Consider the following 19,132-nt stretch of genomic DNA (forward strand, 5'->3'; position numbering starts at 1 on the left):
GTCAGCGCAAACAACCAACCCGCCCGCAGGGTTTGTCCGCCTGAGGGCCGGGAACTCGGGGCGACCTCACTCTGGCCACGACAGGAGCGGACGAACGATGACGCGACGTTCCACGGTCACCACCGCCGCGCGACCGGGCACGGACGTGCTCACGCTCGGCGTGGAGGAGGAGTACCTGCTCCTGGATCCGGAGACGGGCGCGAACTTGCCGGTGGCCGACCAGGTCCTGACCGCCCTGCATGGCGAAGCCCGCGAACAGAGCCGTCAGGAGTTCCGGCACAGCATGATCGAGATGGTCACGCCCGTCTGCACTGACCTCGACGAGCTCCGGGACCAGCTGGTGGAGCTGCGCGAGGCCGCGTCGCGGGCCGCTGCGAACGCGGGCGCCCGCCTGGTGGCGGTCGGTGCGACCCCCGTCGCGGAACCACACCTGTCAGTGCCGGACAGGCCGCGCTACCACGCCATGTCGGACCGCTACGGGCCCGTCGCCCACGACCCCGCCGTCTGCGCCTGCCACATCCACGTCGGCATCCCCGACCGGGAACTGGCCGTGCAGGTCTGCAACCACCTGCGGGTCTGGCTGCCAGTCGTCCAGGCCATCACCGTCAACTCACCCCTGCACGACGGGGCCGACACCGGCCACGCCAGCTGGCGCTCCATGCAACTCGAACGCTGGCCCAGCATCGGCCCCACCCCGCACTTCGCCTCCACCGCCGACTACGACCAGACCGTCGCCGCGCTGGTCACCGCCGGAGTGATGCTCGACGAGGCGATGGTCTACTGGTACGCCCGACCGTCCGCCGCCTACCCGACGGTGGAGATCCGCGTCGGCGACGTGTGCTCCACCGTCGACGACACGGTGCTGGTCGCCGGGCTGGTCCGCGCGCTGGTCGCGACCGTGATCGAGGACATCAACGCCGGAGTCGCCGCGCCCCGGGTCCGAGGCTGCCTGGTCTCCGCCGCGCACTGGCGGGCAGCGCACGATGGCCTCGACGGCACCCTGATCGACCTGCGCGCCGGCGGAGCCCGCCCCGCCTGGGAACTCATCGACGAACTCTTCGCCACCGTCGCACCGGCGCTCCTGCGCCACGGCAACCTCGGCTACGTTCTGGCCCAACTGGCCCGGCTACGCCGTGACGGCACCGGCGCCCATCGACAGCGCCGGACGCTCGAGCGCACCGGCGACCTCCACGCCGTGCTGGATCTGCTGGCGACACAGACCACCGCCCGGTGACGGCCTGGATCCGCGGCGCGCCGGTTCTGCCTGGTCACCGACCACCCACCGGAGGCCGCGCCCCGGCGCGGGCCCCTACCTCCGCCGTCCGGATTCGGCGTGGGCGGCGGCGCGCGGCAGCGGGCCCACGTCGGAACGGCGACCGGGACGCAACGCCGCGTGCCGCTGGCCGGGGCCGGCGCCGTCGCGGGAGGCGAGGGCATCCGCGACCGCTCCGGTAGCGATCATCACCGCCGCCCCCGCCAGCCCGGCCACCAGCCCCTGCCACACCGCACGCTTCAGCATGGCCACCCCCTACCCGCCGGTTGGGCGCCTACACCCGCCATGCTGGGGGCGGAGCCCCATAGCCCGGGGCTCGGGATCGTGTCGGCCCGAGCAGGCACCAGCCTCCTCGGGCCGGAGGTGTCACCGGTTGCGTGGTGCCACCAGCCCCGATTCGTAGGCGAGGACCACGAGTTGGGCGCGGTCGCGGGCATGGAGCTTGGCCATGGCCCGGTTGACGTGGGTCTTGGCGGTCAGTGGACTGATCACCATGCGTTCCGCTATCTGGTCGTTGGACAGGCCCTGCGCGACGAGGGCCACGCTCTCGCGCTCGCGGTTGGTCAGCCCCTCCAGCCGCCTGTCAGCGGCTGTGTGGAGCGGCTCGGTGACGTACCGATTGATCAACTTGCGGGTGATCGACGGTGCGAGGAGCGCGTCGCCGCGCGCGGCGACGCGCATGGCGTGCAGGAAGTCCTCTGGCTCGATGTCCTTGACGAGAAATCCGGCGGCCCCGGCGCGCAGGGCGTGGAAGACATGTTCGTCGAGGCCGTAGTTGGTCAGGATGACGACGTGCACCCGGGCCAGCGCCGGGTCCGCGGCGATGCGCCGGGTCGCCTCGATGCCGTCCATGACCGGCATCTGGATGTCGATGAGCGCGATGTCGGGCAGGTGTTCCCTGGCGAGAGCCAGGCCCTCCTTCCCGTCGGCGGCCTCGGCCACCACCTCGATGTCGTCCTCGACGTCGAGGAGCGCCCGGAAACCGCTGCGAAGGAGCGGCTGGTCGTCGACCAGCAGGACGCGGATCATGACGGCCAGGCCACGGGCAGATCGGCCTGGACGGTGAAGCCGCCCTCGTTGCGTGGTTCGGCGCGCAGTCGACCGCCGAGGGCGGTGACTCGTTCGCGCATCCCGAGCAGCCCGACGCCGGGAATCGGGGCGGCGTCGGGTGTAGCCCTGCCGTCGTCGTCGACGCGGATCGCGAGGGCGTCCGAACGGTAGTCGACCCGGACCGACGCCGTGGCGGCGGCGGCATGACGGGCGATGTTGGTCAGCGACTCCTGAACGATTCGGTAGGCGGTGCGGTCCACCGCGGCCGGCACGTCATGCCGTTGTCCCTCAATGGTCAACGTCGCGTCCAGGCCCGCCATGCGGGCCCGTTCCACCAGTTCCGGGAGGTGGTCGAGCCCGTGTGGCGGGGTCGCGTCGTCGCGCAGCGTCTCCAGGGTCGCGCGCAGTTCGCGGTTCGCCTCACGACCGGCCTCGCGGATCGCCAGTAGGGCCTCCGGCACCTGCTCTCCGCGCTTGCGGGCCAGGTGGACGGCCACTTCGGCCTGCACCTTGATGATCGAGATCTGGTGGGTGAGCGAGTCGTGCAGCTCCCGCGCGATGTGCAGCCGCTCCTCGTCCGCGCGCCGCCGCGCGGTCTCCTCCCGGGTGCGCTCGGCCTCGTCCGCCCGCCGCTCGGCCTGCCGCAGCGCTTCCCCCGCGGCACCGGCGGCGATCAGCCACGCCAGTTCGAGAGCACCCCGGGCCCGCGCGAGCGCCTCACCCACGGGCATGTCCTGCGGCGGGGCGAGGGCCGCGAGCGGGAGAGCGGCCAGCATCAGCACGGCCGCCACGACCGTGCTGACGCGGTGGCCCGCCCGCACGGCGGCGTACACCGCGAACAGGAACGCGACGGCGGGCACCTCAATACCGACCGCCTGGTAGCCCACCGCGCAGAGCCCGGTGACGGCCAGGACGGGAACCGGAGCCCGGCGGCGCGCGGCCAGCGCCAGGCCACCGGCCGCCAACAAGGCATAGCCGAGCAGGTCGGTATCCGCGGCAGGGCTCCCGGACCGCCCGGCGACCAGCAGCACGGCCGCCACGCAGACCGCGATCGCCCAGTCTCTGACACCGGCCCGAACACCGGACGGTCCTGTGCTCATGCGCGCACCTTAGCTGGATGCCGCCTGCCGGCGACTCCTGCTCACGGAGGACCGGCCGCCTACCGCGCACGCAGTATCTTCGCGGCGCCTGCGGCGTCTGCGGCAGCCGGGTGCGGCAGCGGCGGCAGCGCGAAGTGCATCCGGCTGTGGGACGACCGGCGGCACCACCGGCGACATGCTGAGCCTCGTATCCAGACACACCAAAGAGGAGCTAGACATGAGCCGATCCGGAGCCCTGATGTCAGTCCGACTTGTCCTTGCCTCGACCGGAGCCGCCCTGATCGGAACTCTCGGGCTCGCCGCGCCGGCCGCCGCGCACGTCGCGGCTGGGCCCATCGCCGCCGGTGTCGGCACCATGAGCACCGGGCGACTCGGGGCATCCGTGGGCGCCCTGCTGGGGCTGGCCGGCGTGATCATCGGTGGGCTGGCCCTGGCCCGCCCCGCCAGTCGTATCGGCATCGGAAACGGACGAGTCGGAGCCACGATGGCCCTGGCGGTGGGGCTGATCGGCATCGCCCTCGGCGGTCTGGTCGTGGCCACCTCCGACAGTGGCATCGGCACCGGCAACGGGCGAGGCGGAGCCTACGTGGCCCTGGTGGTGGGGCTGATCGCCGTGGTTCTCGGTGGCGTGGCCCTGGCTCGCTTCCGCCGCGCCGGCTGATCGGCGACGGCGACAGCACGGCCTGTGCGACGGCCGACCTCGACGGTCGTGGGCACGTCGCGTGTTGCGCCATCATCGGATGTCTATTGCCCACCGGGCTGAACGAGTGGTAGTCATCTTGGAGAAGGTTGATCACCAAGCGACCCGGGAGGCGACCATGCTCGTAGCCGCGTCCAGCCATCCGAGCACCCGGATGGTCGGCACCGCGACCACCTCTGTCCGGTAGGGATCGACCGGCGAGTGTTCGAAACCCGTGGCCCGTCCATCGCACCGAGACATCGGGGTACGGCTGGCGGGCGTCGCCGCGCCGGCGGCGGTGATCCCCGCAGCCGGCGCGGCGGAACCACGAGCGGCCGAACCCTCCCGTCCCGACCGCTCCCGGCGGTCCCTCGGGCGCGGGCCCCACCGTGCCGGTCGGCCAACCCGGCACGATCTCCCGCACCCCCGAGAAAGGTGGACCAATTGATGAACCACCCGCAGAACGAAGGGCTGAGCCGGCGCCGGATGCTGGGCGGAGCAGCCGGACTGGCCGCTGGTGCCGCGGTGGTCGCCGCGGGGCTGCCGTCCGCTGCCGCCGCCGCACCCGCGCGGACCGCGCCCGACGTCGCCCGCTGGCGCAGGCAGGCCGCACACGTGACGATCACCCGGGATGACTGGGGCATCCCGCACGTGGTGGGCAGGACCGACGCCGACGCGGTGTTCGGGATGATGTACGCCCAGGCCGAGGACGACTTCAACCGGATCGAGAGAAACTATCTGGTGAGCCTCGGTCGCCTCGCCGAGGCCGAGGGCGAGAGCGCCATCTGGCAGGACCTGCGCCAGCGGCTGTACGTCGATCCCTCGGCGCTGAAGCGGGACTACGCGCACTGCCCGTCCTGGCTGCGCAAGCTGATGCAGGCCTGGGCCGACGGGCTCAACTACTACCTCGCGACACACCCCGAGGTGCAGCCGCGCGTGATCAGGCGGTTCGAGCCGTGGATGCCGCTGAGCTTCTCCGAGGGCAGCATCGGTGGCGACATCGAACGGGTGCCACTCACCCAGCTCGAAGCCTTTTACACCGGGCGCTCGGTGCCGTTGACCGATGAAGAGCGCGGGCTGCTGTTCCGCGAGCCCAGTGGCTCGAACGGCATGGCGATCGCGCCGAGCCACACGCGCAACGGCCACGCGTTGCTGTTGATCAATCCGCACACCAGCTTCTTCTTCCGCTCCGAGCAGCACGTGACGAGCCGGGAGGGGCTCAACGCCTACGGCGCGGCCACCTGGGGGCAGTTCTTCATCTACCAGGGTTTCAACCCGAACACCGGCTGGATGCACACGTCGAGCGGCGTCGACAACGTCGACGAGTTCGCCGAGACGATCGTGACCGGCGCGGATGGGCGGCACTCCTACCGCTACGGCGACGCCCTCCGGCCGGTGCTGACGAAGACGATCACACTGTCGTATCGCACGGCCGATGGCGGGCGCGCTCGGCGCAGCTTCACCACCTTCGCCACCCACCACGGCCCGATCGTGCGAGAAGCGGACGGCAAGTGGATCGCGTTCGCGCTGATGAACAAGCCCGTCGAGGCGCTGCAGCAGAGCTTCCTGCGCACCAAGACGCGGGACTACGCGGACTTCATCCAGGTGGCGGGCCTCAAGGCCAACAGCTCGAACAACACGCTCTTCGCGGACTCCAGGGGCGAGATCGCGTTCCTGGTGCCGCAGTTCATGCCGAGGCGCGACGATCGCTTCGACTACCGCAGGCCCGTCGACGGCAGCGACCCGGAGACCGACTGGCGCGGACTGCACAGTCTCCGGAGTCTCCCGCAGGCGGTGAACCCGAGAAACGGCTGGGCGTTCAACACGAACAACTGGCCCTGGACCGCGGCCGGCACGGACAGCCCCGACGCCGCCGACTATCCGCGCTACTTCGACCAGGCCGGGGAGAACCCCCGCGGACCGCAGGCGATCCGGGTGCTCAGCGCCCGGAACGACTTCACCCCGCAGACGCTCATCGCCGCGGCCTTCGACACCTACCTCACCGCCTTCGCCCGGCTCGTGCCCGGGCTGGTCGCGGCGTGGGACAAGCTGCCCGAGGGCAACCAGCAGAAGGCGACGCTCACCGGTCCCATCGGCCTGCTGCGGGGCTGGAACTACCGCTGGAGCGCGCAGTCGACCGCGACGTCGCTGGCGGTGTTCTGGGGGGAGGCGCTCTGGGCACCCCTGGCCCAGGCGGCGCGAGACGCGGGCATGTCGATGTGGGACTACCTGGCCGAGCGCGCCACCGACGCGCAGCGGCTCGCGGCGCTGGAGGCCGCGGCGGATCGGCTGACGCAGGATTTCGGCAGCTGGCAGGTGCCCTGGGGCGAGATCAACCGCTTCCAGCGCAACGACGGCGCGATCGTCCAGACGTTCGACGACGCCAAACCGAGCAGCCCGGTGCCCTTCACGTCCGCGCAGTGGGGCTCGCTCGCCTCGTTCGGGGCAAGGCGCTACCCGGGAACGAAGCGCTACTACGGCACCAGCGGCAACAGCTTCGTGGCGGTCGTGGAGTTCGGGCCGAGGCTGCGGGCCTGGGCCGTAACGGCGGGGGGCGCGAGCGGCCACCCGGACTCGCCGCACTTCAACGACCAGGCCGAACGCTACGCGAGCGGCAACCTCCGGCCCGTCTACTTCTACCCCGAGGACCTCAAGGGCCATGTCGAGCGACGCTACCGGCCGGGCACGTGACCAGTCGCCGACGGCGACCTCATCGGTGCTGCGCTCGTCGAGGTCGATGACGCCGACGTAGGGCAGTTCGTCGACGTCGTCGCGTGTCCCGGCCGGTCACCCGGTCGCTGCACGCGTCGGCGTCGGCGCTGGCCCTGCGCATCCGCCGCAGTGCCGCGGATCTGCTGGTGGACTGCTGCCATCCGCCCTGCCGGCTCAGGGCGTGGCGAGGGTGTGCAGCGTTTCGGTGGTCGCCGGGTCGGCGGGGAAGAAGGCCTCGATGGCCAACCCGGAGACGGTGACATCCAGCGGCGTACCGAAGAGGGTCGTGGTGCTGACGAAGGACAGCGCCCGGTCGTTGTGGCGGTACCGGAGCGGAACGACGACGCGCGAAACGGCGTCGTCGATCGGTGCCGCGTGGGCGTTGCCGCCGGGATAGCCGCGCAGTTCCTCGTGCAGTTCGTACAGAACCGGGTCGTTGGCCGCCGCAGCCTGCTGGCGCAGCCGGTTGAGCAGGTGGGCGCGCCACTCCGGCAGGTTCAGGATTCGCGGTGCCATGCCGTCGGGGTGCAGGCTGAGCCGCAGCACGTTGATCGGTGGTGTGCGGAGGTACGGCTGCGCACCGGCGGTGAACAGGGCGACGGCAGGGTTGGCCTCGACGAGATGCCAGTGCCGGTCGACGAGTAGCGCGGGGTACGGACCGTGTCCGTCGAGGATCTGCCGTACGGCGGCACGTACCGGCGCCAGTTCCGGATCGCTCAGCTCGTGACTGGGGTAGGCGGGCGCGTAGCCGCCGGCCAGCAGCATCGTGTTGCGCTCAGCCAGCGGCATCTCAAGCTGCTCCGCCAGCCGCAGGATCAGTTCCGGGCTCGGCCGGGATCGCCCGGTCTCGACGAAGCTCAGATGCCGGGCCGACACCCCCGCCTCGATCGACAGGTCGAGCTGACTCATCCCGCGAGTTCGGCGCCAGTCGCGCAGCAGCTCCCCCACCGGTCGTCCCGGCCTGGTCATGGTCGTCACGCCACCGACCCTAACGACCGCGTCGGCGCGGCGGCCATTACCTGCGACGTAATCGACAGCCCGCCACGGCGCCGGAAATCATCTGCTCCAGAGGCGACCATTCCTGGCGATCGAGGAGAGATCCATGGCAACCACATTCGACCTGCTGGCCGAGCGGTACATCGCGATCTGGAACGAGACCGATCCGGCGAGGCGGCGCCGCGACATCGACGACCTGTGGGCACCCGAGGGCCGCTACGTCGACCCGCTGGCCGTCGCCGAGGGCCGGGACGCGATCGACGCGACGATCGCCGCCGCGCAGAGCCAGTTTCCCGGCATGACGTTCCGGCTGGCCGGGCCGGTCGACGGCCACCACAACCAGGCCCGCTTCACCTGGGAACTCGGGCCGGAGAACGTCGAGGCGCCAATCGCCGGCTTCGACGTCGCAGTGACCGACGGCAGCGGACGGCTGACCCAGGTGCTCGGCTTCCTGGACCGGCTCCCAGCGGCGTAGGGAGCTCCGGGGCCGCGGACACCGCCGGCCGCCCCGCGGCCCCCACTGCTCGGCACGACCGGCACAGCCGCCGGGAAACCGGTCTCAACGAAGGAAGACTCATGACCGCGTACGCGCTCGCACACCTGCGCAAGGCACCAGTCCACGCCGACGTGCTGGAGTACCTAGAGCGCATCCAGGCCACCCTCGCCCCGTTCGAGGGCCGGTTCGTCGTCCACGGCGGGACCATCGACGTACTGGAAGGCGACTGGCCGGGTGACGTGGTGATCATCGAATTTCCCGACCTGGCCGCGGCTCGGTCCTGGTACCACTCCAGTGCCTACCAGGAGATCAAACCCCTGCGGACGAGGCACCTCACCGGCGAGGTGATCCTCGTCGAGGGAGCGGAGACCGACCACAGCTCGTCGCAGATGGCTGCCGAAATCCGTCATGTTGATGGTCGGTAGCCTCGCTGATGCGGGGTCAGACCCCGTCTGCGCGGCGGAGGGGCGGCGGCAGGCCATGCGGGTGACGATGACGAGTGCCGCGGCTCGGCCCGGCCGCGCGAACGAGGACTTCACCGGGGCCGTACCGACGGCGGCGGTGTTGATCGACGGCGCCGGCATTCCCGGCGCCGAGTCGATCTGCCAGCACGGCGTGGCCTGGTACGCCAGCCGCCTGGGAGGCAGCCTTCTCAGCCTCCTGTCACTCGTGCCGGACCGCAGCCTTCCGGCACTGCTCGCCGAGGCCATCGAGCAGGTGACGAACGTCCACCGGGACACCTGCGACGTCGCCGACCCCATCAGTCCGTCGGCGACCGTGGCGATCCTGCGCCTGTCCGACGGCCTCATGGAGCACCTGGTGCTCGGTGACTCGGTCGTCGTGCTCGACCGGGCGGATGCTGCGCCCCTCGTCGTCTCCGATCCCCGAGAGGTGATCATCAGTCGGTCGTACCAGTCCGCGCTCGAGGCCGTCGCCGAGGGCAGCGACGAGTACCACCGGATCCTCCGGGACCTGCGCGCCAACCGGAACCAGCCGGGCGGCTTCTGGGTGGCCAAGGACGACCCGCGGGCGGCAGACGAGGCGATCACCGGCAGCTGTCCGGTCTCCGAGCTGACCGGCGCCGTCCTGCTCAGCAACGGAGCCAGCCGCATCGTGGACCGGTTCCATCTCGCCGACTGGCCAGACGTCCTGGCCGGCCTGGCGTCGAGCGGACCGGCCGAGATCATCCGCCGCGTCCGGCAGGCGGAGGCGCACGACGCGGTGGCGGCGGACGACGCGACGATCGCACACTGCACCGATCTCGGCGGGGCATGACGGGGTGTCACGTACCCCCGGTTGTCGCGGCTGACCACGAGCGCGCAGCCTGCCGTCGTGGCCGGGTTGGCCGGTCCGGTTTCCGCGCCGGTTGCCGGGGTACCGCCGCTGGCAGGACCGAGGGAGGGACGCACCGCGCCGCGCCGGCGCCGGGTCACGGTTTGCCCCCGGACCGCAAGTTCCTCACCCGGTCTTCGGCACCTCGTGCCCACCCAAGGGCCTCTCCGGGATGATCCGCCGGTACTCCTACCGCAGGTACAGCGAGGGACGCGCCGCCCACTGGCTGCTCCTGCTCGCGGCGGACCGGGTGGACGCGGTGGAGAGCACCCTCGGGTCGCGGCCCTACGTGGACGGCGCCTACGTCAACGTGCCGAACATCGGCATGGCGGAATGGGAAACCGCCTACTGGGGGCGCAGCTTCAACCGCCTGCGCAAGATCAAGGCGAAGTACGACCCCCACAACGTCTTCCAGTACGAGCAGAGCATCCCGCCGGCGACACTCTGACCGGAGTTTCCCTCGCGAGCCCGATCCCGGCCAGGCGACGAGCGCGCTCAACAGATGGAGAAGGAACGCGCTGGCGGTGCACGGCGATCGGGCTCCGCGAAGGCGGACTAACTGCCGGCGGGCACCTGGTCCTTGACCTCGTCGTAGCCGACCTTGGTGGGTGCCACGGTCGGCGCGTAGATCACGCGGATGACGCCCGTCGGAAACGCCTCCGTCGCCGTCACCTTCAGGTGGTACGCCGTGTCCCCCTCGTCGAACAGCTTGCGGCCCTTGCGTGCCGCGACCGGATGCACCAGGAGGCGCAGCTCATCGACCAGCCCCGCGGCGAGCAGTTGCTGCACCACGGAGATCGACCCGGGGATGAGGATGCCTTTGCTGGCGGCATCGGCCTTGAGCGCGGTGACGGCACCGATGAGGTCGCCCTTCATCAGCTCGGAGTTGCGCCAGGAGAACTCCAGCGGCTGGCGCGAGACGACCACCTTGCGCACGTCTCCGAGTTGCTTGGCGAGCGGTGCGTCCTCGCCACCCGCGGTCTCGCGGTCCGGCCATGCTCCGGCGAAGCTGTCATAGGTTTCGCGCCCGATGAGCAGCACGTCGGAGGTGTCATAGTCTTCGCCGACGGCGCGACCCATGTTGTCGTCGAAGTACGGGAAGTGCCAATCGGGGTCGATCTCCGCCACACCGTCGGCGGAGATGAACAGCGTAGAGATGACCTTTGCCATCGGGGTGATCCCTTCGTGTCAGGTGGTGTCGGTGGGTAGACCGGCGCATCATCCCAGACTCATCGGCTGGCCTGGGGCCTCACGCGACGAGAAGCTCGACATTTCGTGCTCGTGGCGAGACGTCGCCGCAGACCGCGGCGCACACGGCTGTCGCGGTAGGTTGCAGAGTCATGGCCACGACCGCCGACGTCCGTCACGAACTCGCCAGCCTCGCCGACCCACGTCGGGCCGAGGGATCGAGCCGGTTTCTCCAGATGATCCCGGGCGGATACGGCGAGGGCGACCGGGCCATCGGCGTCTCCGTGCCGGAGCAACGCAGGGTGGCCGCCCGGTACTGGCGCGACCTCTCCCTCGCCGAGACAGCGGAGCTGCTGAGCAGCAGCGTGCACGAGGAGAGGCTGACGTCGCTGTTCATCCTGGTGCGGAAGTTCACCAAGGGTGACGAGGAGGAACGGGGCCAGATCTTCCGCCTCGTCCTGGCCAACACCGGCCGCATCAACAACTGGGACCTGGTGGACTCGTCCGCGCCGTACATCGTCGGCCCCTGGCTGATCGACAAGGACCGCGGCGTCCTGGATCGGGTTGGCCGGGTCGAGCCTGGTGTGGGACCGGCGCATCGCCATCATGGCAACGTTCGCCTTCATCAAGGCCGATGACTTCGATTGGACCTTCCGCCTCAGCGAAACGGCTCCTGCGCGATCCGCACGACCTGGTTCACAAGGCGGTTGGCTGGATGCTGCGCGAGGCAGGAAACCGGGACAGAGCGGCGGAGGAGGAGTTCCTGGCCCGGCACTACCGGGTCATGCCGCGCGTCATGCTGCGGTACGCGATCGAGAAGTTTGAACCGCAGCGACGTAGGGAGTACCTGACCGGCGTGGTCCAGATGACTGATGACGCCGGGTGGTGGGCTCGTTGACCTCTCCCCCGTTGACCCGCAGGTGCGGACGCCGGAGCGCTACTCGCCCAGGAGTTGCTCGCGCAGGATGTCTGCGTGCCCGCAGTGCTGGGCGAGCTCGCGCAGCACGTGGAGGTACACCCAGCGCAACGGGAGCGGGCCGCGTCGGTTGCCGTACACCATGTCGTCCAGCCCGAGGGATGACGTCGCGTGGCGTGACGCCTGGCATGCCTCGTGGTGTGCTCGTCGCACGCTGGCGACCGTGTCGTCGTCATCGAGGATGAAGGACTCGTCCGGAGTCGCGGGGATACCGATCTCGGCGCGTGGCCGGCACGTGACGGCCTCGTCGAACCAGACCTTCTCGACGAAGGTCGCGTGCTTCACCAGGCCCAGCAGCGTGGTCCGGGACGGCACCAACGAACGGCGCGCCTGCTCCTCGGTCAGCCCGTCCAAGCAGTCATTGAGCACGCGGCGGTGCTCATCGAGAAACGCCTCGAACTGGACCTTGGCCGGTTGGGCGATCACGTCTTCGGCGAACGTCGCCGGGAGGGAGGACATCTGCGAAGCATCCCACGGCCGTTCTACGCGGCGCGGTGAGCCGGCCCCGCCGCTGCGCGACAGGGCCGGCTCGACCGGTCGGCGCCGGTCAGCTGTTCAGCGTGGCGAGCAGGTCGGTGGCCATGCCCTGCTCGCCCCGCGCGTTCGGGTGGAACGGTGCAGCCGAGTTCTGTGGCACCAGTCCCTCGACCCACCGGGTGCCGCTGCCCTTGCACGCGTCGCGGCCGATCGACGGGGTGTAGACGTCGGCGTAGGTGGCGCCGTTTGCGGTCGCGGTGCTGGCCAGCATCGCGTTGAGCGACTTTTCGATGCCGCGCAGGTACGGCACGTCCTGGTAGGCGATCGGGACGACGGGCCAGCAGCCGTACCCGGTGTCCGGCAGGATCGCCGGGTACCCGAGCACCACGACCCGCGCGCCCGGCGCGGCCCGGCGGACCGCCTGCAGCACGGCGGTCACCTTCGGCGTGGCAGCGGCGATCCGGGCCTGCAACTGGTCGGTGCCGCCGGCGGTGTACCGGTTCTTGCACGGAGATCCGAGCGGGCTGCTGAGGCTCGCCTCCGCACAGGCACTGATGATCCCGGAGAAGCCGATGTCGTTGCCGCCGATCTGCACCGTCACCAGTGCCGTATTCGACGTGACTGCGCTGAGCTGCGGTGGCACCGCGATGCCCAACTGGCCGCTGCCACCGTAGAGGATGTCGTCCGTGGTGGCGCCGGAGCAGCTCACGTCGGCCAACGACGACGAGCCGGACGCGGCAACCAGCGAAGGGTAGTTGCGGTTGGACCGCAGGCAGTTCAGGTCGATCTGGGTGGGGATCAGCGGACCGGCGGTGTACGAGTCGCCCAGCGCGACGTAGCGGCCGGCGGGCACGGCGGCGCTGGCGGGTGTGGCGACGGCGAGCAGCACGCCGACGGTGGCCACGGCGAGTGCGGCCAATCGGGCGGCTGCCGGCAGGAACGGCAGGCGGGGACGGGTCATGGCGCCTCCCAGGGGGATGACGGTGTTTGGTGGTGCCGAGATCCTGTCGCTGCCAACGCCGAACGTCAATATAGATAGATCTCACTAAAATGCTGGTCGGGGGTGTGGGACTGGGGGGTATTCGAGAGTCCGCGAAAGCTGATCGCGTCGGATCGGCCAGGGCGCGCCAGGTGATCAGCAAGCACCGCGCCTGGTCCCTCGCCGAGCTGCGGCGCCTGCTCGGCGAGGCAGGCCGCGACGACGTCGACGCCAAGTCCGAGACCCTCGCCATGCTGCGAGACGCCCTCATGGTCGGCTGCTTCCTCGACGACCCCGACGCCACCCGCCGCACCTTCGTCCGCAATGCGCGCTGGGTGGCCGGCCTGCCCTGAGCTGCTCGACGGCGGGTGTCCTACCGAGGTTGGCGATTCAAGCCCGCACGCCCCGGTCGGTGTCGTTCGATGTCATCCAGCCGTTCCTGGCGTTGGCCGCTGAGCGAGCTGGAACGAAGGAGGGAATGCATGGAGGAACGCGGAACGGTGTCGTTGACGGTTGTCGGCAGCCGCACGGAGGCGGAGCTCATCGTCGGCCTGCTGCGCAGTTACGGCCTCAGAGCCGTCGTGGCGGCGGATGACGTCGGCGGGCAGGAGCCGCACCTACAACTGCAAGGGGTCCACGTGCTGGTCGCCGCCGACGACGAAGCCCCCGCCCGTCAGATCCTGGCCGCCGCCGAGCAGGACGGGACCGATGGGCCGAGCGGGAGACGTTGACACCGGAGCCCCGCCGGATGGACGTACCATGCGCGAAGTGACGACAGGAACGGCCAGCGAAGGCATCAATCCATTCCGAATCGACGTTCCGCAGAGGGATCTGGATGATCTGCAGGAACGCCTCGGCCGCACCCGCTGGCCCGACGAACTGCCAGGTGTGGGATGGGCGTACGGCGTCCCGCGCGAATACCTGAAGGAGCTCGTGCAGTACTGGCGTCAGGATTACGACTGGCGGGCCGCGGAGGCCAGGTTGAACCGGTGGCCGCAGTTCACCACCACGATCGACGGCGCGAACATTCACTTCGCCCACCTCCGGTCACCCGAACCGGACGCGACCCCGCTGCTCATGACGCACGGCTGGCCCGGCTCGATCGTCGAGTTCGCCGAGGTCGTCGGCCCGCTCACCGACCCTCGTGCGCACGGCGGCAGCCCGGACGACGCGTTTCACCTGGTGCTCCCGACCATCCCGGGATTCACCTTGTCCGGGCCGACCACCGAGACAGGCTGGGAGTTCAAACGGGTCGCCGCGGCGTTCGCCGTGTTGATGCACCGTCTCGGTTACGAGCGGTACGGGGTACAGGGCGGTGACTGGGGAGCGATCATCTCCCGGGAAATCGGCCGCACCCGATCCAACCAGGTCATCGGCGTGCACCTCAACCTGCTGCCGAACTCGTTTCAACCGCACGAACCCGACCCGCACGAGTTGGATGCTCTGAGCCCGAAGGAGCGTGAGCGCACGCTGGCCTCCTGGGAACGCATCAAGGTGTGGAGCCGCGAGCGTCAGGGGTACGCCGACATCCAGTCCACGCGGCCACACACGGTGGCGTATGGCCTGACCGACTCGCCGGTGGGCCAACTGGCCTGGATCGTCGAGAAGTTCAAGGAGTGGACGGACTCCGCGGAGCGCCCGGAGGACGCCGTCGACCGCGACCAGATGCTCACCAACGTGATGCTCTACTGGCTGACCGGCACAGCCGGCTCGTCCGCCCGCATCTACTACGAACGGGCGCACGCCGACTACGCGGGCATGCCCCCCGAGCCGTCGACGGCGCCGACCGCGCTGGCCGTCTTCCCACAGGACAACTTCATCCCGCTGCGACACATCGCGGATCGCACGAACCACATCGTGCAATGGACTGAGTACGACCGGGGCGGGCACTTCGCGGCGATGGAACAGCCAGAGCTTCTGGTCGACGACATAGCGACCTTCTTCCGGAAACTCCGCGCGGCAACCTGCGACTGACACCGTCAACCCGAAGGGCGATACCACCACCGCTGCTCTCCCCCAAGTCGCGGTGGGAGGGCGTCCGAACACCGGATCCGCCGCTGTCGTGGTTCGTGCGAGGCTGCGCGGACACACAGTCGCTGCGCGGGCCGACGGGCCGGTGGAGCCGGCGGACACAGGGGCGACGTGAGCGGCGACGAACGAATCCGCGGCCTGGCCGGGGTGATGGAACCTCGGCCCGCGACACCCGTCGGTCCCGCGATGACACAGGTGGTCCTCGTCGGTGCGCTCGGGCTGGTCGCGCTTCCGGTGCTGCTCTGGATCGGGCTGATGGTGCCATCGAACTGGGGCAACTGCTGCCGAGGTTGCCGTTCCACCTCCGCCGCTGAGATCGGGACTGTCGGTCATCGTCTTTATGATCACGGCTATGTCGGCTGCCTTCACCACCCTGTGGACCCAGGACGTCTGCCGCGAGCTGCGCAGACAGCGCGTGGGGCAGCGGCCCCCGGTGGCGTTCAGCGGGTTGCACCAGTCGCTTCCCAGTTGGACGAGCGTCGGCGTCGGCGACGATGTCTTCGCGTTGCAGGTCAACCGGTGCGTGGTCCACGTGGTGAGCCGTCTTCGCGTGTTGGACAAGCAGCCGCGCGAGTGTTGCGGCGCCGCGCCGACAACATGGGGCGGGACGGTCTATCCCGGTCACGATGAGTGGGCGGTGCTCGGTGCCGGCGGATGCGAGGCGAGCCCTGTGCACGTGGGGGCGACACCGATCCGCTTCGACGTCGCCGTACCCGGCGACCTGCTCACCGTGCTGACCTGGCGCAACCGACGCGGGGACGAGCGCACCCTGAAGTACGTCGCCGACGGCCGTCTCGAACGCTCCATCAGCCTTCAGGGCCTCTATCGCCTGACCGACGAGTCCGCCGCTCGACTGGGCGCGCTGCTCGACAACGCGCCAACCCCGACCCGAACGGCATAGATCGTCCATGCGCGTTCACCGTGACGGTCGACGCGCCGTGCAGGCGAGCCCCGGTCGGTCGCTGGTGGATCGACCGGGGCTCGCCGTGTGGAGCCGGGTCAGTCGAGGTCGAACCGGTCCAGTTCCATGACCTTGGTCCAGGCTGCGACGAAGTCAGTCACGAACTTGTCGCGCGCGTCCTGGCTGGCGTAGACCTCCGCGAGGGCCCGCAGCTGGGAGTTGGAGCCGAAGATGAGGTCGACCGCGGTCGCGGTCCACTTCACCTCGTCGGTGGCCAGGTCCCGGATCTCGTACACGTGCTCGTCGGACTCCGACGCCTTCCACCGGGTGCCCGGGGAGAGCAGGTTGGCGAAGAAGTCGTTGGTGAGCACGCCGGGCCGGTTGGTGAGGACACCGTGCTGCGCGCCGCCGACGTTGGCCCCGAGGGAGCGCAGACCGCCGACGAGGACGGTCATCTCGGGCGCGGACAGACTGAGCATGTAGGCACGGTCGAGGAGCAGCACCTCCGGCTGGGTCTTCTCACCGGGACGCAGGTAGTTGCGGAACCCGTCGGCACGCGGCTCGAGGACCCGGAAGGACTCGACGTCGGTCAGCTCCTGCGTGGCGTCGGTGCGGCCCGGGTGGAACGGCACGGTCACCTCGACGCCGGCGTCGCGCGCCGCCTTCTCGACGGCGGCCGAGCCGGCCAGCACGATCAGGTCCGCGAGCGAGATCTTCGCGCCGCCGGCCTCGTTGAACTCCCGCTGAATGCCCTCGAGGGTCTCCAGCACCGCCGCGAGCTGCTCGGGCTGGTTGACCTCCCAGCTGCGCTGCGGCTCGAGGCGGATCCGCGCGCCGTTGGCGCCGCCGCGCTTGTCGGTCGACCGGAAGCTGGCGGCGGAAGCCCAGGCGGTGGAGACCAACTGGGCGGTCGTGAGGCCGGACTCCAGGACCTTCGCCTTCAGAGCGGCGATGTCGGCGTCACCCACGAGCTCGTGGTCGACGGCCGGCACCGGGTCCTGCCACAGCTGGGGCTCCGCCACCCACGGGCCGAGGAAGCGGTCGATCGGACCCATGTCGCGGTGCAGCAGCTTGTACCAGGCCTTGGCGAACGCCAGCGCGAACTCGTCGGGGTTCTCCAGGAAGCGGCGCGAGACCTTCTCGTACGCGGGATCGAAACGCAGGGCCAGGTCGGTCGTGAGCATCGTCGGCTTGTATTTCTTGGACGCGTCGAACGGGTCCGGGATGATCTCCGGGGCGTCCTTGGCGACCCATTGCTTCGCACCGGCGGGGCTCGTGACGAGCTCCCACTCGAAGCCGAAGAGGATCTCGAAGAAGCGGTTGCTCCACTGCGTCGGCACGTCGGTCCACGTCACCTCGAGGCCGCTGGTGATCGTGTCCCGGCCCTTGCCGCTGCCGTGGCTGCTCAGCCAGCCCAGGCCCTGCGCCTCCAGCGGGGCACCCTCGGGCTCCGGGCCCACGTGGTTGTCGGCGGGGGCCGCGCCGTGGGTCTTGCCGAAGGTGTGGCCACCGGCGATGAGGGCGACCGTCTCCTCGTCGTTCATCGCCATCCGGCCGAAGGTCTCCCGGATGAAGTACGCCGCCGCCTTCGGGTCCGCGTTGCCGTTCGGGCCCTCCGGGTTGACGTAGATGAGGCCCATCTCGGTCGCGCCGACCTCGGGCGTCATCTCGGCCTCGCCGACGTAGCGCTCGTCGCCCAGCCAGGTGTCCTCGGGACCCCAGAAGATCTCCTCCGGCTCCCAGACGTCCTCGCGGCCGAAGCCGAAGCCGATGGTCTTGAAGCCCATCGACTCCAGGGAGACGTTGCCGGCGAGCACGAGCAGGTCGGCCCACGAGATCTGCTGGCCGTACTTCTGCTTGACCGGCCACAGCAGCCGGCGGGCCTTGTCGAGGTTGGCGTTGTCGGGCCAGCTGTTGAGCGGGGCGAAACGCTGCCCGCCGTCGCCGGCGCCGCCACGACCGTCGTGGATGCGGTAGGTGCCGGCGGAGTGCCAGCTCATCCGGATCATCAGACCGCCGTAGTGGCCGAAGTCCGCCGGCCACCAGTCCTGCGAGGTGGTGAGGACGTTGACGATGTCCTGCTTGAGGGCCTCGACGTCGAGCTTGGCGAACTCCTTGGCGTAGCTGAAGTTCTCGCCCAGCGGGTTGCTCTTGGACGAGTGGGCGTGCAACACCGAGAGGTCGAGCTGGTTGGGCCACCAGTCCCGGTTGGTGCGCGGACGACCTCCGGTCTTCGGGGTCGGCGAGTCGATCGCCGGGTTCTCGCTCTCGCTGCCGTGCGCGGTCACGGAGTCGTGCGCGACCGGGCAGCCGGCCGCCTCCTTCTTGTCCACGCCCTGGGCGCTGGAGGGAGCGTTGTCCTGGGTGTCGCTCATGTACTTCCTTCCGAACTGACGGATCGCTGGGCGGTGCGTTCGGTCGCGCAGTCGGGGCAGGTGCCCCAGTAGACGACCTCCGCCTCGTCGACCACGAACCCGTGGTCGTCCGAGGCGGTGAGACAGGGAGCCTGGCCGACGGCGCAGTCGACGTCGGCGATCGCAGCGCAGGAGCGGCACACGATGTGGTGGTGGTTGTCCGCCACCCGCGCTTCGTAGCGAGCGGTCGCACCGGCGGGCTGGATACGCCGCACCAGACCGGCGTCGGTGAGCGCGCGCAGGACGTCGTACACCGCCTGGTGGGAGACCGTGGGGAGATCGGTCCGTACCAGCCGGATCACCGTGTCGGTGTTGACGTGCGGATGGTCGCGCAGCGCGGAGAGCACCGCCAGCCGGGGCCGGGTCACGCGCAACGAGACCGCCCGCAGCTGAGCCTCGAAGTCGGACGCCACGTGCCGAACATAGTCCACTTTTCTGGAGCAGTTCAAGTTTGGCTCAGCCTCGACCCGATAGGAGGAGTTCACCGAAAGGGCGAAACCCCGCGATATCAGACACGCTACCGCGCAC

At 70.0% G+C, this 19,132-nt stretch carries 22 protein-coding genes; 13 read left to right on the forward strand and 9 right to left on the reverse strand.

The features are described from left to right. The first annotated feature begins 97 nt into the window (after nucleotides 1-97). On the forward strand, nucleotides 98-1,234 hold the full coding sequence (locus ACFYPS_RS25465) for a glutamate--cysteine ligase (RefSeq protein ID WP_387327511.1): 1,137 nt from the start codon (nucleotides 98-100) through the stop codon (nucleotides 1,232-1,234). 75 nt (nucleotides 1,235-1,309) lie between these two features. Here ACFYPS_RS25465 and ACFYPS_RS25470 read toward each other — a convergent pair whose 3' ends face one another. The 3 genes from ACFYPS_RS25470 to ACFYPS_RS25480 form a co-directional block, all read right to left on the reverse strand. Then, a complete protein-coding gene (locus tag ACFYPS_RS25470; protein WP_387327514.1) occupies nucleotides 1,310-1,519 on the reverse strand; it encodes a hypothetical protein in 210 nt (69 codons plus the stop codon). A 120-nt stretch (nucleotides 1,520-1,639) separates the two neighbouring features. Beyond that, nucleotides 1,640-2,302, reverse strand: a complete 663-nt coding sequence (locus tag ACFYPS_RS25475; RefSeq protein ID WP_354965724.1) for a response regulator transcription factor — start codon at nucleotides 2,300-2,302, stop codon at nucleotides 1,640-1,642. Then, nucleotides 2,299-3,423: a sensor histidine kinase gene (locus ACFYPS_RS25480; protein WP_387327517.1), complete on the reverse strand. Its 1,125-nt coding sequence runs from the start codon at nucleotides 3,421-3,423 to the stop codon at nucleotides 2,299-2,301. The genes ACFYPS_RS25475 and ACFYPS_RS25480 overlap by 4 nt, the downstream gene beginning before the upstream one ends. Nucleotides 3,424-3,640: 217 nt before the next feature. Between ACFYPS_RS25480 and ACFYPS_RS25485 the strand changes: the two genes are divergently transcribed. Then, entirely contained in the window at nucleotides 3,641-4,084 is a 444-nt protein-coding gene (locus ACFYPS_RS25485; protein ID WP_387327520.1) for a DUF6223 family protein, read from the forward strand. Between the two features lie 465 nt (nucleotides 4,085-4,549). Beyond that, a complete protein-coding gene (locus ACFYPS_RS25490) occupies nucleotides 4,550-6,793 on the forward strand; it encodes a penicillin acylase family protein (RefSeq protein ID WP_387327523.1) in 2,244 nt (747 codons plus the stop codon). A 195-nt stretch (nucleotides 6,794-6,988) separates the two neighbouring features. Here ACFYPS_RS25490 and ACFYPS_RS25495 read toward each other — a convergent pair whose 3' ends face one another. Then, entirely contained in the window at nucleotides 6,989-7,783 is a 795-nt protein-coding gene (locus ACFYPS_RS25495) for a helix-turn-helix domain-containing protein (protein ID WP_387327669.1), read from the reverse strand. Nucleotides 7,784-7,916: 133 nt separating this feature from the next. Here ACFYPS_RS25495 and ACFYPS_RS25500 point away from each other — a divergent pair, with 133 nt between their 5' ends. The 4 genes from ACFYPS_RS25500 to ACFYPS_RS25515 all read left to right on the forward strand — a co-directional run bounded on the left by ACFYPS_RS25500 (nucleotide 7,917) and on the right by ACFYPS_RS25515 (nucleotide 10,086). Then, nucleotides 7,917-8,285 carry a nuclear transport factor 2 family protein gene (locus ACFYPS_RS25500; protein ID WP_354965728.1) on the forward strand — a complete coding sequence of 123 codons (369 nt, stop codon included), beginning with the start codon at nucleotides 7,917-7,919 and terminating at the stop codon, nucleotides 8,283-8,285. 101 nt (nucleotides 8,286-8,386) lie between these two features. Beyond that, a complete protein-coding gene (locus ACFYPS_RS25505) occupies nucleotides 8,387-8,731 on the forward strand; it encodes a DUF1330 domain-containing protein (protein ID WP_387327526.1) in 345 nt (114 codons plus the stop codon). Nucleotides 8,732-8,798: 67 nt separating this feature from the next. Then, entirely contained in the window at nucleotides 8,799-9,581 is a 783-nt protein-coding gene (locus ACFYPS_RS25510; RefSeq protein WP_387327671.1) for a hypothetical protein, read from the forward strand. Nucleotides 9,582-9,810: 229 nt separating this feature from the next. Further along, entirely contained in the window at nucleotides 9,811-10,086 is a 276-nt protein-coding gene (locus ACFYPS_RS25515; RefSeq protein WP_387327529.1) for a BBE domain-containing protein, read from the forward strand. A gap of 107 nt (nucleotides 10,087-10,193) precedes the next feature. Here ACFYPS_RS25515 and ACFYPS_RS25520 read toward each other — a convergent pair whose 3' ends face one another. Further along, the gene (locus tag ACFYPS_RS25520; RefSeq protein ID WP_354965731.1) at nucleotides 10,194-10,808 is read right to left on the reverse strand and encodes a dihydrofolate reductase family protein; all 615 of its coding nucleotides are present in this window, start codon (nucleotides 10,806-10,808) and stop codon (nucleotides 10,194-10,196) included. 170 nt (nucleotides 10,809-10,978) lie between these two features. Between ACFYPS_RS25520 and ACFYPS_RS25525 the strand changes: the two genes are divergently transcribed. Next, a complete protein-coding gene (locus ACFYPS_RS25525; protein WP_387327532.1) occupies nucleotides 10,979-11,464 on the forward strand; it encodes a DNA alkylation repair protein in 486 nt (161 codons plus the stop codon). Nucleotides 11,465-11,541: 77 nt separating this feature from the next. Next, on the forward strand, nucleotides 11,542-11,724 hold the full coding sequence (locus tag ACFYPS_RS25530; RefSeq protein ID WP_387327535.1) for a DNA alkylation repair protein: 183 nt from the start codon (nucleotides 11,542-11,544) through the stop codon (nucleotides 11,722-11,724). A 39-nt stretch (nucleotides 11,725-11,763) separates the two neighbouring features. Here ACFYPS_RS25530 and ACFYPS_RS25535 read toward each other — a convergent pair whose 3' ends face one another. After that, a complete protein-coding gene (locus ACFYPS_RS25535; RefSeq protein ID WP_387327538.1) occupies nucleotides 11,764-12,261 on the reverse strand; it encodes a DinB family protein in 498 nt (165 codons plus the stop codon). Between the two features lie 88 nt (nucleotides 12,262-12,349). Next, nucleotides 12,350-13,240: an SGNH/GDSL hydrolase family protein gene (locus ACFYPS_RS25540; RefSeq protein WP_387327541.1), complete on the reverse strand. Its 891-nt coding sequence runs from the start codon at nucleotides 13,238-13,240 to the stop codon at nucleotides 12,350-12,352. Between the two features lie 170 nt (nucleotides 13,241-13,410). Between ACFYPS_RS25540 and ACFYPS_RS25545 the strand changes: the two genes are divergently transcribed. The 4 genes from ACFYPS_RS25545 to ACFYPS_RS25560 all read left to right on the forward strand — a co-directional run bounded on the left by ACFYPS_RS25545 (nucleotide 13,411) and on the right by ACFYPS_RS25560 (nucleotide 16,190). Further along, on the forward strand, nucleotides 13,411-13,611 hold the full coding sequence (locus tag ACFYPS_RS25545) for a hypothetical protein (protein ID WP_387327543.1): 201 nt from the start codon (nucleotides 13,411-13,413) through the stop codon (nucleotides 13,609-13,611). A 129-nt stretch (nucleotides 13,612-13,740) separates the two neighbouring features. After that, the gene (locus tag ACFYPS_RS25550; RefSeq protein WP_387327546.1) at nucleotides 13,741-13,989 is read left to right on the forward strand and encodes a putative signal transducing protein; all 249 of its coding nucleotides are present in this window, start codon (nucleotides 13,741-13,743) and stop codon (nucleotides 13,987-13,989) included. A gap of 64 nt (nucleotides 13,990-14,053) precedes the next feature. After that, nucleotides 14,054-15,232, forward strand: a complete 1,179-nt coding sequence (locus tag ACFYPS_RS25555; RefSeq protein WP_387327674.1) for an epoxide hydrolase family protein — start codon at nucleotides 14,054-14,056, stop codon at nucleotides 15,230-15,232. Between the two features lie 409 nt (nucleotides 15,233-15,641). Then, nucleotides 15,642-16,190, forward strand: coding sequence for a hypothetical protein (locus ACFYPS_RS25560; RefSeq protein ID WP_387327549.1), 549 nt, complete (start codon nucleotides 15,642-15,644; stop codon nucleotides 16,188-16,190). 98 nt (nucleotides 16,191-16,288) lie between these two features. On the opposite strand, the gene katG is transcribed toward ACFYPS_RS25560, so the two are convergent. Next, a complete protein-coding gene (gene katG, locus ACFYPS_RS25565) occupies nucleotides 16,289-18,565 on the reverse strand; it encodes a catalase/peroxidase HPI (protein WP_387327552.1) in 2,277 nt (758 codons plus the stop codon). Then, on the reverse strand, nucleotides 18,562-19,017 hold the full coding sequence (locus ACFYPS_RS25570; protein WP_387327555.1) for a Fur family transcriptional regulator: 456 nt from the start codon (nucleotides 19,015-19,017) through the stop codon (nucleotides 18,562-18,564). Before ACFYPS_RS25570 ends, katG begins: the two co-directional genes overlap by 4 nt. Between the last annotated feature and the right edge of the window lie 115 nt (nucleotides 19,018-19,132).

The organism is Micromonospora sp. NPDC005087 (genome assembly GCF_042872965.1).
In the GTDB taxonomy this organism is placed as follows: Bacteria; Actinomycetota; Actinomycetes; order Mycobacteriales; family Micromonosporaceae; genus Micromonospora.

Excerpts from the sequence above, each read along its gene's own strand:
- ACFYPS_RS25465 (WP_387327511.1), top strand. The coding sequence starts at position 98 with ATGACGCGACGTTCCACGGTCACCACCGCCGCGCGACCGGGCACGGAC.
- ACFYPS_RS25470 (WP_387327514.1), bottom strand. The coding sequence starts at position 1,519 with ATGCTGAAGCGTGCGGTGTGGCAGGGGCTGGTGGCCGGGCTGGCGGGG.
- ACFYPS_RS25475 (WP_354965724.1), bottom strand. The coding sequence starts at position 2,302 with ATGATCCGCGTCCTGCTGGTCGACGACCAGCCGCTCCTTCGCAGCGGT.
- ACFYPS_RS25480 (WP_387327517.1), bottom strand. The coding sequence starts at position 3,423 with ATGAGCACAGGACCGTCCGGTGTTCGGGCCGGTGTCAGAGACTGGGCG.
- ACFYPS_RS25485 (WP_387327520.1), top strand. The coding sequence starts at position 3,641 with ATGAGCCGATCCGGAGCCCTGATGTCAGTCCGACTTGTCCTTGCCTCG.
- ACFYPS_RS25490 (WP_387327523.1), top strand. The coding sequence starts at position 4,550 with ATGAACCACCCGCAGAACGAAGGGCTGAGCCGGCGCCGGATGCTGGGC.
- ACFYPS_RS25495 (WP_387327669.1), bottom strand. The coding sequence starts at position 7,783 with ATGACCAGGCCGGGACGACCGGTGGGGGAGCTGCTGCGCGACTGGCGC.
- ACFYPS_RS25500 (WP_354965728.1), top strand. The coding sequence starts at position 7,917 with ATGGCAACCACATTCGACCTGCTGGCCGAGCGGTACATCGCGATCTGG.
- ACFYPS_RS25505 (WP_387327526.1), top strand. The coding sequence starts at position 8,387 with ATGACCGCGTACGCGCTCGCACACCTGCGCAAGGCACCAGTCCACGCC.
- ACFYPS_RS25510 (WP_387327671.1), top strand. The coding sequence starts at position 8,799 with ATGACGAGTGCCGCGGCTCGGCCCGGCCGCGCGAACGAGGACTTCACC.
- ACFYPS_RS25515 (WP_387327529.1), top strand. The coding sequence starts at position 9,811 with ATGATCCGCCGGTACTCCTACCGCAGGTACAGCGAGGGACGCGCCGCC.
- ACFYPS_RS25520 (WP_354965731.1), bottom strand. The coding sequence starts at position 10,808 with ATGGCAAAGGTCATCTCTACGCTGTTCATCTCCGCCGACGGTGTGGCG.
- ACFYPS_RS25525 (WP_387327532.1), top strand. The coding sequence starts at position 10,979 with ATGGCCACGACCGCCGACGTCCGTCACGAACTCGCCAGCCTCGCCGAC.
- ACFYPS_RS25530 (WP_387327535.1), top strand. The coding sequence starts at position 11,542 with ATGCTGCGCGAGGCAGGAAACCGGGACAGAGCGGCGGAGGAGGAGTTC.
- ACFYPS_RS25535 (WP_387327538.1), bottom strand. The coding sequence starts at position 12,261 with ATGTCCTCCCTCCCGGCGACGTTCGCCGAAGACGTGATCGCCCAACCG.
- ACFYPS_RS25540 (WP_387327541.1), bottom strand. The coding sequence starts at position 13,240 with ATGACCCGTCCCCGCCTGCCGTTCCTGCCGGCAGCCGCCCGATTGGCC.
- ACFYPS_RS25550 (WP_387327546.1), top strand. The coding sequence starts at position 13,741 with ATGGAGGAACGCGGAACGGTGTCGTTGACGGTTGTCGGCAGCCGCACG.
- ACFYPS_RS25560 (WP_387327549.1), top strand. The coding sequence starts at position 15,642 with ATGTCGGCTGCCTTCACCACCCTGTGGACCCAGGACGTCTGCCGCGAG.
- katG (WP_387327552.1), bottom strand. The coding sequence starts at position 18,565 with ATGAGCGACACCCAGGACAACGCTCCCTCCAGCGCCCAGGGCGTGGAC.